General features: G+C 76.0%; 13 protein-coding genes. 8 read left to right on the top strand and 5 right to left on the bottom strand.

Annotated elements, in window-relative coordinates; genetic code table 11:
- Window positions 1-108: 108 nt before the first annotated feature.
- A complete protein-coding gene (locus tag ACFW1A_RS32210; RefSeq protein ID WP_380415160.1) occupies window positions 109-897 on the top strand; it encodes a VOC family protein in 789 nt (262 codons plus the stop codon).
- A gap of 15 nt (window positions 898-912) precedes the next feature.
- Here ACFW1A_RS32210 and ACFW1A_RS32205 read toward each other — a convergent pair whose 3' ends face one another.
- Complete coding sequence (locus ACFW1A_RS32205; RefSeq protein WP_380415158.1) at window positions 913-1116, bottom strand: hypothetical protein; 204 nt, start codon at window positions 1114-1116, stop codon at window positions 913-915.
- A gap of 174 nt (window positions 1117-1290) precedes the next feature.
- Between ACFW1A_RS32205 and ACFW1A_RS32200 the strand changes: the two genes are divergently transcribed.
- A complete protein-coding gene (locus ACFW1A_RS32200; RefSeq protein WP_380415156.1) occupies window positions 1291-1431 on the top strand; it encodes a hypothetical protein in 141 nt (46 codons plus the stop codon).
- A gap of 47 nt (window positions 1432-1478) precedes the next feature.
- Here the strand turns inward: ACFW1A_RS32200 and ACFW1A_RS32195 are convergent, their stop codons facing one another.
- A complete protein-coding gene (locus ACFW1A_RS32195; protein ID WP_380415154.1) occupies window positions 1479-2867 on the bottom strand; it encodes an NADP-dependent succinic semialdehyde dehydrogenase in 1389 nt (462 codons plus the stop codon).
- A 115-nt stretch (window positions 2868-2982) separates the two neighbouring features.
- Between ACFW1A_RS32195 and ACFW1A_RS32190 the strand changes: the two genes are divergently transcribed.
- Window positions 2983-3792, top strand: coding sequence for a DNA-formamidopyrimidine glycosylase family protein (locus ACFW1A_RS32190; RefSeq protein ID WP_380415152.1), 810 nt, complete (start codon window positions 2983-2985; stop codon window positions 3790-3792).
- 11 nt (window positions 3793-3803) lie between these two features.
- Window positions 3804-4541, top strand: coding sequence for a DUF2785 domain-containing protein (locus ACFW1A_RS32185; RefSeq protein ID WP_380415150.1), 738 nt, complete (start codon window positions 3804-3806; stop codon window positions 4539-4541).
- A gap of 40 nt (window positions 4542-4581) precedes the next feature.
- Here the strand turns inward: ACFW1A_RS32185 and ACFW1A_RS32180 are convergent, their stop codons facing one another.
- The gene (locus ACFW1A_RS32180) at window positions 4582-5082 is read right to left on the bottom strand and encodes a VOC family protein (protein ID WP_380415148.1); all 501 of its coding nucleotides are present in this window, start codon (window positions 5080-5082) and stop codon (window positions 4582-4584) included.
- 214 nt (window positions 5083-5296) lie between these two features.
- Between ACFW1A_RS32180 and ACFW1A_RS32175 the strand changes: the two genes are divergently transcribed.
- A complete protein-coding gene (locus tag ACFW1A_RS32175) occupies window positions 5297-7369 on the top strand; it encodes a SpoIIE family protein phosphatase (protein WP_380415145.1) in 2073 nt (690 codons plus the stop codon).
- Between the two features lie 7 nt (window positions 7370-7376).
- Here the strand turns inward: ACFW1A_RS32175 and ACFW1A_RS32170 are convergent, their stop codons facing one another.
- Window positions 7377-8981: an ABC transporter permease gene (locus ACFW1A_RS32170; RefSeq protein ID WP_380415141.1), complete on the bottom strand. Its 1605-nt coding sequence runs from the start codon at window positions 8979-8981 to the stop codon at window positions 7377-7379.
- A complete protein-coding gene (locus ACFW1A_RS32165) occupies window positions 8978-9874 on the bottom strand; it encodes an ATP-binding cassette domain-containing protein (RefSeq protein ID WP_380415137.1) in 897 nt (298 codons plus the stop codon). Before ACFW1A_RS32165 ends, ACFW1A_RS32170 begins: the two co-directional genes overlap by 4 nt.
- Window positions 9875-10051: 177 nt before the next feature.
- Here ACFW1A_RS32165 and ACFW1A_RS32160 point away from each other — a divergent pair, with 177 nt between their 5' ends.
- The 3 genes from ACFW1A_RS32160 to ACFW1A_RS32150 form a co-directional block, all read left to right on the top strand.
- Window positions 10052-10381: a VOC family protein gene (locus ACFW1A_RS32160; RefSeq protein WP_380415134.1), complete on the top strand. Its 330-nt coding sequence runs from the start codon at window positions 10052-10054 to the stop codon at window positions 10379-10381.
- A 150-nt stretch (window positions 10382-10531) separates the two neighbouring features.
- On the top strand, window positions 10532-10951 hold the full coding sequence (locus ACFW1A_RS32155) for a hypothetical protein (protein WP_380415132.1): 420 nt from the start codon (window positions 10532-10534) through the stop codon (window positions 10949-10951).
- 87 nt (window positions 10952-11038) lie between these two features.
- Window positions 11039-11290: hypothetical protein (locus tag ACFW1A_RS32150; protein WP_380415127.1), on the top strand; the 252-nt coding region annotated here is incomplete at its 3' end.

Genomic DNA, 11290 nt, shown 5'->3' with positions numbered 1-11290 from the left:
GCGCGGCCCGCCGCCGATCCGTCCGCCGTGTCCGTCAGCGGGTCCGTGCGAGGGGGGCACCGGACGGGTACGGTCGGATTCCGGGCAGGGGTGCGAGGAGGAGGCGGGATGACGGAGTCGGCGCCGGTGGTGACCGGGGCGGCGGTGCGGTGCGTGCCGGCCGTGCCGAGCTGGGTGAGCCTGATGGCCGGCGACCTGGAGAGTGCGACCGACTTCTACGGCAGGCTGCTGGGCTGGACGTTCAGCCGCGGGCCGGACCGCTGGGGCCCCTACGTGCGGGCGCTGGCCGGCGGGGTGGCGGTGGCGGGGCTGAGCGGGGCGACCGACCTCCAGCTGCCGGTCGCCTGGACCGCCTACTTCGGCACCGAGGACGCCGACATGGTGTCCGAGCGGGTGCGGGCCCGGGGCGGCACGGTGGCGATCGGGCCGCTCGGCTTCGACGCCGGCCGACTGGCGATCGCCGCCGACCGGGCGGGCGCGCCGTTCGGGATCTGGGAGGGCGACCGGGAGCGCGGCGCGGTGCTGCACACCCTCCCCGGGGCGCCGGTCTGGATCGAGCTGCGCACCCCCGACGCCTTCGACTCCGCGCTCTTCTACGGCGGGGTGTTCGGCTGGGACGACCGCCCCGCCGGCGAGTTCGACGTGCGCTTCGAGCACGAGCGGGTGGTGCTGCGGACCGCGGGGCGCAGCGTGGCCGCGCTGGTCACCTCGACCGATCCGGAGGCCCGGCCGTCCTGGAACGTGTACTTCTCGGTGCCGGACGCGGACGCCACGGTCGAGCTGGCGGACCGGCTGGGCGCGGACGTCCTCGGCGAGGTGCGGGACAGCCCGTACGGCCGGGTGGCCGACCTGCGCGACCCGCAGGGCGGCCGGTTCTCGGTGCTCGGCCCGCGCTAGCCGACCGGCGGTCGCTCAGTCGCGCCCGACCGGTGCGCCGCAGCGCCGGCAGCGGGTGGGCGGGGCCTGCTCGGCGAGCGCCCCGCACTCCGCGCAGACCAGGGCCAGCAGGCAGGCGGGCTCGCCACCGGCGGGCTCGGGCGGCTCGGTCGAGCGGTTCGAGCGGTCCGGCCGGTCCGGCTCGGGAGCGGGCTGCGGTGCGGTCCCGGGTGAGGTCACCTGCCGAGCCTAGCGGCCGGCCACCGGTGCTGGCCCGACCGGGGGAATCCGCTGCGCCATCGGTGTGGACACGATCCGTCCTCGCCGGAGCCGGTCTACCCATCCCCAAGGATCGCTTAGGAGCGGTCCCCCAGGATCGCTCGTCGAGTCAGGTCAGCGAGCCGAGGAGGACGGATGGAACGCGAGGGCAACCCCATGGGCGAGGCGGGGCAGGGCGCCGACGCGGCGCAGCGCCGGATCGCGGAGGAGGACCCGGCCGTCGAGCCGTTCGAGCACGGCGACGTGGAGTGGTACGCGGTCCTCGGCGAGGACTGACCCACCCGTCGACCACGCCGCCGGCCAGCCGGCCGCCGGACGGACCGTCAGGCCTCCCAGACCGTGGTCACGTTGCAGAACTCGCGGATCCCGTGCCCGGACAGCTCCCGCCCGTACCCCGAGCGGCGCACCCCGCCGAACGGCAGGGCGGGGTGCGAGGCGGTCATCCCGTTGAAGAAGACGCCGCCCGCCTGGATGTCCCGGACGAACCGCTCCTGCTCCTGCGGCTCGGTGGTCCACACGTTGGAGCTGAGCCCGAACGGCGTGTCGTTCGCCAGCTCCAGCGCGTGCTCCAGGTCCCTGGCCCGGTACAGCGTGGCGACCGGGCCGAAGGCCTCCTCGTGGTGGATCCGCATGCCGGGCTCGATCCCGCTGAGCACCGTCGGCGGGTACCACCACCCGTCGCCCAGCCCGCCGGGCACCGGCGCTTCGCACTCCACCCGGGCGCCCCGCGCCACCGCGTCCCGGACCAGCTCGGCCAGCTCGTCCCGGCCCTGCCGGGTGGCCAGCGGCCCGACCTGGGTGGCCTCGTCCATCGGGTCGCCGACCCGCAGCGCGCCCATCGCGCCGACGAAGGCGGCCCGGAACTCCTCGTACACGTGCTCGTGGACGATGAACCGCTTGGCCGCGATGCAGGACTGGCCGTTGTTCTGCACCCGGGCGGTGACCGCGGTGCGGGCGGCGGCGGCCAGGTCGGCCGAGGGCAGCACCACGAACGGGTCGCTGCCGCCCAGCTCCAGCACGGTCTTCTTCACCTCGTCCCCGGCCACCGCGGCGACCGCCCGTCCGGCCCCCTCGCTGCCGGTGAGGGTGGCGGCGGCGACCCGGGGGTCGCGCAGCACCCCCTCGACCGCGCGGGACTCGATCAGCAGGGTCTGGAAGCAGCCGTCGGGGAAGCCCGCGCCGCGGAACAGGTCCTCCAGGTAGAGCGCGGTCTGCGGCACGTTGGAGGCGTGCTTGAGCAGGCCGACGTTGCCCGCCATCAGCGCGGGGGCGGCGAACCGGACGACCTGCCAGAGCGGGAAGTTCCACGGCATCACGGCCAGCACCACGCCGAGCGGCCGGTAGCGGACCCAGGCGCGGCCGGCCCCGGCGTCCTCCGTGTCCCGGGCGGTCGGGTGCTCGTCGGCCAGCAGCGCGGACGCCCGGTCGGCGTACCAGCGCATCGCCTTGGCGCACTTGGCGGCCTCGGCGCGGGCGGCGGCGAGCGGCTTGCCCATCTCGGTGGTCATCAGCCGGGCGATGGTCTCCTGGTCGGCGTCCAGCAGTTCGGCCGCCCGGTGCATCAGCTGGGTGCGGCGGCCGAAGTCGGTGAGGCGGTACGCCTGGAAGGTCTGCACCGCCCGGGCCAGCCGCTGCTCCACGGCGGCGGGCGTGTAGGGCTCGAAGGTCCGCAGGGTCTGACCGGTCGCCGGGTTGACGGTTGCGATCACCATCGGTCGCCTCCTGGGCGCGGGTGAGGGGGAGGGGGTCCGCCCTGCCAGGCTAGGGCGTCGGCCCCCGCACCGCACCGGCGTCGGCGCTGTCCGTGGCGGGGTGCATGCTGGGGGCATGCCCGAGGGAGACTCCGTGTTCCTGGTGGCCGCGCAGCTGCACCGGGCGCTGGCCGACCAGCTGCTGACCACCGCCGACCTGCGGGTGCCCGCACACGCCACGGCGGACCTGACGGGCCGTCGGGTGCTGGAGGTGCGCCCGCGCGGCAAGCACCTGCTCACCCGGTTGGAGGGCGGCCTGACGCTCCACACCCACCTGCGGATGGACGGCCGCTGGGTCGTCCACCAGGCGGGGGAGCGGTGGACCGGCGGGGCCGGCCACCAGGTCCGGGTGGTCCTGGGCACGGCCGCGCACACCGCGGTCGGCTACCGGCTGCCCGTGGTGGAGCTGCTGCGCACGGCGGAGGAGGCCCGGGCGGTCGGCCACCTCGGTCCGGACCTGCTGGCGCCGCAGTGGGGGGACGGGCACGCCGCGGAGGCGGTGCGCCGGCTGCTGGCCCTGCCCGGGCGCCCGGTGGGCGAGGCGCTGCTGGACCAGCGCAACCTCGCCGGGATCGGCAACGTGTACGCCAACGAGCTCTGCTTCCTGGCGGGCGCCACCCCGTGGACCCCGATCGGCGAGCTGCCCGACCTGGCGAAGCTGGTGGCGGCCGCGCACCACCTGCTGTACCTGAACCGGCTGCGCCCGGGCCACGTCACCACCGGCGAGCCGCGCCCGGACCGGGCGCACTGGGTCTACGGGCGGGCGGGCCGGCCGTGCCGGCGCTGCGGCACGCAGCTGCGCACCGCGAGCCAGGGCCGCCCGCCCCAGCAGCGGGTCGCCTACTGGTGCCCCCGCTGCCAACGGGGCCCGGAGCCGGCCCGCTAGGGTGTTCGATCATGGATGCCGACCTCGCCGCGCTCTGCGCCGACCTGCGCTCGCCCGACCCCGCGGTGCGGGACGACCACGCGTACGCGGCGCTGGTGGCACGGGTCCCGGAGCTGACCGCGGACCAGGCGCACGAGCTGGGTGACGAGATGGCCGCCCGGTTCACCGACCCCGAGGTGCAGACCCGCACCTTCGCGCCGCTGATCCTGGCCGCACTGGTCAAGCAGGGCCACTACCGGCCGCAGTGGCTGGCGGCCTTCGCCGCCTGGTACCCGGCCGAGCAGGACCTGCGCGGCCACGACCCGGAGCTCGGCTGGCTGCACGCGGTGGCGCACGGGGCCGACCTGCTCGGTGCGCTCGGCACGCACGACGGGGCCGACCCCGAGGAGCTGCTGGCGCTGGGGGCGGCCCGACTGGTGGCGCCGACCGCGCACGTGTGGGACGCGCTGGAGGACGACCGCCTGGCGTACGCGCTGGCCCGGATCCTCACCCGGCCCGGGCTGACGGCGGCCCGGTCGACCGGGTGGCTGGACCGGGTGGCCGAGATGTTCGCCACCGGTGCGCCCGGCCCGGTCCCGGCCGAGGCGAGCAACACCATCCGCACCCTGTGGCTGCTGCACCTGTGCGCGGTGCGCGGGGTGCGACCGACCCGGTACGGGACCGGGCCGGCCGTCCCGCTGGCGCAGGCCGGGGCGGTGGCCGACCGGCTGGTGGAGCTGCTGGCGATCCCGTCCCCGTACCTGGGCTGAGCCAGGCCGTACCTGGGCCGAGCCCGGCCGGGGGTCCGGATCAGGTGGCCGAGCCGGCCGCCGCGCCGGTGGCCAGGTCGGCGCCCCAGCGGTCGATCGCGGCCTGCAGGTCCAGGGCCCGCATGCCGGGGGCGTCCTCGGCGCTCGGCCAGTCCTCGCGCGGGACCCGCCACATCACCTCGAACTCGTTGCCGTCCGGGTCCTTGGCGTAGAAGGACTTGGAGACCTGGTGGTCGGTGGCCCCGACCAGGGCGCCGCGCTCGGCGAGCTCGCGCCCGATCTCGGCCAGCTCGCCCAGCGTGCCCACCTCCCAGGCCAGGTGGTAGAGGCCGACCCGGCCCGGCTGCGGGCCGGGAGCGTCGGCGCCGATCGCGAACAGGCCCAGGTCGTGGTCGTTCCGGGTCTCCCGCGCGCTCAGGAAGGCGGCCCGGCCGGGGATCTCCACGTCGACCTGGAAGCCGAGCACCTCGGTGTAGAAGGCCACCGAGGTGGCCACGTCGCGGATGTAGAGCACCGCGTGGTTGAGCCGGCGGACGGGCATGGCGATCTCCTCCCGGCCGGGCGGGCGGCCCGGCTCCAAGCGTGGTTCAAATTTGAACTTCGACAGGGTCGACCCTACCTCCGAGTTCGAATTTGAACAACCGTGTCGGCCCCGCGGCGTCGCCCGTTCGCAGCAGCGGGCTGGCGCCCGGGCCCGGGCGGCCGGAGGGTCGGGAGCAGGGGAGGCAGCCCCGGCGGCCGAGGAGGCGGAGCAGGTGGAGCCGACGCACGACAGCACCGCGGAGGACCCGCGGCCGCCGGACCGCCTCGGCGCCGCGATCCTGGAGGCCCTGTTCACCCAGGCCCCGATCGGCATCTACGTGCTGGACGAGCAGCTCCGGGTGGTCCGCTACAACACCGCCGCCCGCGGCCTGCGCGGGCTGCCGCCGGACCAGGTGCTCGGCCGCCGGCTCGGCGACATCGCCACCGGCTTCCGCAGCACCGAGCTGCGCGACCTGGCCCACGAGGTGCTGCGCACCGGCAACCCGGTGCGCGGCTTCCCACTGCGCGGCCGCCCGCCCGCCGAGCCGGACCGCGAGATGGCGATCGCCGTCTCGATGTTCCGGCTGGCCGGGCTGGCCGACGGGCGCACCGGCCTGGTGGTGGCGATCCAGAACGAGACCGAGCAGGAGCGGGCCCGGGACCGGCTGGACCTGCTGCACGACGCCTACCGCCTGGTCGGCACCACGCTGGACCCGGTCACCACCGCCGAGCAGCTGGCCGAGGTGCTGGTGCCCGCGCTGGCCGACGCCGCCACCGTGCACGTGCTGGACGACCTGCTGCGCGGCGAGCACCGCCGCGTGGTCCCGGCCGCCCCGGACCTGCCGCTGCGCCGGGTGGCCTTCCGCACCGCCCGCGGCGCCTGGTCCTCCCAGCACGAGGAGGTGCTGGAGAAGCTGCCGTTCGCCAGCCCGTTCACCCGGGTGCTGGAGGACGGCCGCCCCCGCCTGGTCGCCCGGCTGGACGGCGAGGACCTGTGGGCGGGGGCGGACCCCGAGCGGGCCGCGGTGCTGGCCGCCGCCGGGGTGCGCTCGGTGCTCACCGTCCCGCTGGTCGCGCCCGAGGACGCGGTGCTCGGCGTGCTCACGCTGTACCGGTGCGACGGGGCCGAGCCCTACACCGCGGACGACGCCGAGCTGGCCGCCCAGATCGCCTCGCGCGGCTCCCTGGGGATCGACAACGCCGCCACCTACCTGCGCGAGCGGGCCACCGCCACCACCCTGCAGCGCCACCTGCTGCCGTCCGGCACGCCCCAGCTGTCCACGGTGGAGACCGCGCACCTCTACCTGCCCGCCACGGCCGGCGGCGACTGGTTCGACGTGATCGAGCTGCCCGGGGCCCGGGTGGCGCTGGTGGTCGGCGACGTCTTCGGCGAGGGCGTCGAGGCCGCCGCCGACATGGGGCAGCTGCGCACCGCGGTGCGGACCCTGGCCGATCTGGAGCTGCCGCCGGAGGAGCTGCTGAACCGGCTGGACGGCACCGCCCGGCGGCTGGCCCGGCGCAGCGGCCGCAGCGCCGCCGCCAGCTGCGTGTACGCGGTCTACGACCCGGTCACCCGGCAGCTGAGCGCCGCCGCGGCGGGCCACCCGGCCCCGCTGCTGGCCACCGAGGGCGGCGAGCTGAGCCGGCTCGCGCTGCCGGTCGGCCCGCCGCTGGGGGTCGGCGCCGAGGAGCGGGAGAACCCGCGCGAGGCGGCCACCGTGGCGGTCGCCGACGGCACGGTGCTCTGCTTCTACACCAAGGGGCTGCTGGCGGCCGACGAGCACGCGCCGGCCACGCTGCGCCGGGTGCTCGCGCACACCGACCGCTCGCTGCCCGAACTGGCCGACGCGGTCGCCTACGCGCTGGCCGACGAGCAGGCCGAGCAGGACGCGGTGCTGCTGCTGGCCCGCACCCGCGGCCTGCCCGAGGACCGCACCGCCAGCTGGACGCTGCCCGAGGACCCCACCGTGGTGGCCACCGCCCGCCGCCTGGTGACCACCCAGCTGACCGCCTGGGGCCTGGCCGGGCACGCCTTCGAGATCGAGCTGGTGGCCAGCGAGTTGATCACCAACGCGATCCGCTACGGGCGCGCGCCGATCGTGCTGCGGCTGATCCGGGACCGGTACCTGACCTGCGAGGTCGCCGACTCCAGCAGCACCGCCCCGCACCTGCGCCACGCGCGCAGCACCGACGAGGGCGGGCGCGGCCTCTACCTGGTGATGCGCCTGACCGACCGCTGGGGCACCCGGTACGGTCCGCGCGGCAAGACCATCTGGGCCGAGTCCCTGGTGGACGGGGACGGCTGAGGGCCGTTCAGGCCGCGCCGACGTCGCGGCGGGCGAGACCGACCAGGCCGGCCCCGGTCAGTGCGCCGGACACCAGGGTGAGCAGCACCAGCGGGGTCCAGTGGAACGGGCCGCCGGGGATCCGCGGGACGTGGGTGAACGGCGTCAGGTCCAGGAACCACTGGCCCACGTCGAGCAGCGGGCCGAGGTAGGCGATGAAGACCAGCACCCCGAACACGCCCCAGGCCGCCGTGGACCAGCGCGGCAGCAGACCGAACAGCGCCACCGCGGCCCCCGCGAAGACCCACAGCGCCGGCGCGGTGGCCAGCCCGGCGCCCAGCATCCGCCCGGTCCAGCCCCAGAGGTCGCCGAGCACCGCGCCGGCCCCGAGCCCGACCCCCAGCCCGCCGGCCGCCATCACCAGCACGCTGCCGAGGAGCGGGTGGAGCAGGTGGCTCCAGGCCCAGGCCGCCCGCCCGACCGCGCCGCCCAGCACCGGCTCCGCCCGCCCGCCGGTCTCCTCGGCGCGCAGCCGCAGCACCGACTGCACCGCGTAGAAGGCGGCGGCCATGCCCAGGAAGCTGACCGAGGTGGACAGGTAGGAGTCGGTCAGCCCGCTCACCCCGCCGTAGCGGGCGATGATCTGCTCGACCTGCTGATTGCCCGTCAGCAGCGCGTCGATGCCCCGGGCCAGGCTGCCCAGCACGGTGCCGAAGACCAGCAGCCCGGCGGTCCAGCCGAGCAGGGTCGGCCGCTGCAGCCGGCGGCCGAGGCCGAACACCCCGCGCAGCCCGGGCCCGGCCGCCGGCGGCCCCGGACGCTGCGGCAACAGCCCGCTGCCCAGGTCGCGGCCGGCCTGGATCCGGTGGCCGACCACGATCCCCAGCAGCCCGCAGGCCAGCGACAGGGCGATCACCCACCACCGGTCGCCGGCCCACGGGTGGGTCCGCTCGGCCCAGCCGAGCGGCGAGAGCCAGGCCGCCCAGCCGCCGGCCCCGGTGCTGCCGGCGGCGTCGCCGACGGTGCGCAGCAGGTACGCGACGAGCAGCAGCAGCGCGCCCAGCCCGTTGGCGGCCCGGCCGGTCGCGGTGAGCTGCACCGCCACCGCCTGGGTCCCGGTGAAGACGGTGCCGACCGCCGCCAGGGTCAGGCCGAAGCAGACCGCACCCGCGAACCCCTGGTGGAGCAGCAGCATGACCGCCGCCGCCAGCGCACCGACCGTCCAACAGGCCGTCAGGGCCAGGGTGAGGGCGGCGGTCAGCGGGGCGCCGCGGCCGACCGCGCCGGCGCCGAGCAGCTCCAGCCGCCCCGACTCCTCCTCGGCCCTGGTGTGCCGGGTGACCAGCAGCAGCACCATGACACCGATCATCAGCCCGCCGAAGCCCAGCACCCGCCAGGCGGTCAGCGCGCCCAGGCTGTGGGTGTCGTACAGCGGTCCGTACAGCGCGCGCAGCGACGGGTTGGCCTCGATGCTCGCGCCCAGCCGGTCCCGGTCCGCCTGGGTCGGGTAGAGCCGGTCGATCGAGACGGCGGTGCTGGCCACGATCGCGACCAGCGCGTACAGCCAGACCGGCAGCACGATCCGGTCGCGCCGGGCGGCCAGCCGCAGCAGCGGGCGCAGGCCGGCGTTCACCGCGGTCCGCCGGCGGGCTCGTAGTGGCGCAGGAAGAGCTCCTCCAGGGTCGGCGGACGGCTCGTCAGGCTGCGCACCCCGACGGCGGTCAGGGCCTTGAGCAGCCCGTCCAGGTGGTCGGTGTCCACCTGGCAGCTGATCCGCGCGTCGCCGATCCGCAGGTCGTGCACGCCGGGCAGCTCCGCCAGCCCGGTCGGCGCGCCGCGCAGCTCGGCCTCGACCGTGGTGCGGGTCAGGTGGCGCAGCTCGGCCAACGTGCCGGTCTCCACCGTGCGCCCGGCGCGGATGATGCTGACCCGGTCGCAGAGCGCCTCCACCTCGGACAGGATGTGGCTGGAGAGCAGGACGGTGCGGCCGCGGTCGCGCTCCTCGGCGACGCACTGGCGGAACACCTCCTCCATCAGCGGGTCCAGGCCGGCCGTCGGCTCGTCCAGCAGCAGCAGCTCCACGTCGGAGGCGAGCGCCGCGATCAGCGCCACCTTCTGCCGGTTGCCCTTCGAGTACTGGCCGCCCTTCTTGGTCGGGTCGAGCTCGAAGCGTTCCAGCAGTTCGGCGCGCCGCCCGGGGTCGGCGCCGCCGTGCAGGCCGGCGAGCAGGTCGATCACCTCGCCGCCGGACAGGTTGCGCCAGAGCGCCACGTCGCCCGGCACGTAGGCGAGTCGGCGGTGCAGGGCCACCCGGTCCTGCCACGGATCGCCGCCGAGCAGGGTCACGGTGCCGGCGTCGGCGCGGATCAGGCCGAGCAGGACCCGCAGCGTGGTGGACTTGCCCGCCCCGTTCGGGCCCAGGAAGCCGAGCACCTCACCGGTCTCGACCGTCAGGTCCAGGCCGTCCAGCGCACGGGTCCGACCGAAGTCCTTGACCAGTCCCGAGACTCTGATCGCAGTCGTCATGCGCTCGATGCTAGGCCTGCCGGGCCGTGCCGTCCCCCGTCCGAACGGCACCCGGGAGAGTGCCGACCGGCCCTGGTCGGTCCGGTGTCACCCGCCCGGCCGTGCGGCCGGGTGGCGGCGGCCGCCGGGTGGTTGGCTGGGAGCTCCGACGGCTCCCGCCGACCTCGAGGAGAGACGATGAGCCCCGCGATCCGCAGCCTGGTGGTCCCGGTGTCCGAGATCGAGTCCGCCAAGGGCGTCTACACGGCGCTGCTCGGCGCACCGCACACCGACTCGCCGCACTACGTCGGCTACACCGTCGACGGCTTCGAAGTGGCCCTGGCACCGGGCGACGTGACGGGCGGTCCGGTGGCCTTCGTCGACGTGGACGACCTGGACGCGGCCGAGGCGGCGCTGCTGGCGGTGGGCGCCACCGAACGGGACGCACCGCGCGAGGTGGCGCCGGGCGTGCGGGTCTGCGTGCTCACCGACCGGGACGGCAACCCGCTCGGGCTGCGCGGCCGGTAGGGCCGCCGGCGGCGGTGACCGGTCGGTGCGGCGAGCCGTGCCGACCGATCACCGTGTTCGGAACTCGCGGTGCGCGGTTCGGCCGTATCATCGTCGCGGGCCTGCGGGGGCGGCCCGTCGAGCAGGGTCGACGACTGCCTTGGGGGGCACGTGAGCGAGTGGGACGGCTACTTGGCCGACGACTACGGCGCCGGGGAGGTCAGCGCGTCGGCGGTGTCCACCGAGACCGACTCCGCCGCGGTCGAGGAGCATGCGGAGAGCTGGTTCGCCGTCGAGTCCGAGGTCGACGTGCACGAGGTCCACGCGGTGGAGGTCGTCGAGACCGTGACCGTGGTGGAGGTCTCCGAGGTCTCCGAGGTGTCGGAGGTCAGCTTCGAGTCCTACCTGGTGGCGGGCGAGAGCCACGGCACGGCCGGCTCCGCCGAGGCCGACGCGTCCCACGGCGGTGACGGCCACGCCCACGACGGCGACCCGCACCACGACGACCCGGCGCACCACGACGACGGGTCGCACCACGACGGCGACCCGCACCACGACGACGGGTCGCACGACTCCGACGCGTGGTTCTGATCCGACGACCCCTCGGACCCGGTCGGCCGCCCCGCCCGCGGCCGACCGGGTTCCGCTCCTCCCCGCCGGCCCCTACAGGAGGGTGCAGTGCCCTCGATCACCCTGGACGCCGAGCGCCGGATCGCGGCGCCGCCCGAGCAGGCCCGCAACGCCCTGGTGGCGGTGCTCCAGCGGTCCGGCTTCCAGCTCACCGCGGACCTGGCCAGCCTGATCGAGGCCCAACGCGGTTCCGCGGTACGGGCGGTGATGATGGTGCCCGACCAGGTGCCGGTGCTCGCGCGGATCAACGTGCTGCCCGGTGCCGGGCCGCAGGAGTCCCTGGTCCGTGTGCACTTCGCG

The sequence above is a fragment of the Kitasatospora sp. NPDC058965 genome (assembly GCF_042741245.1).
Lineage (GTDB): Bacteria > Actinomycetota > Actinomycetes > Streptomycetales > Streptomycetaceae > Kitasatospora.
This window is presented reverse-complemented; position numbering and strand designations above follow the sequence as displayed.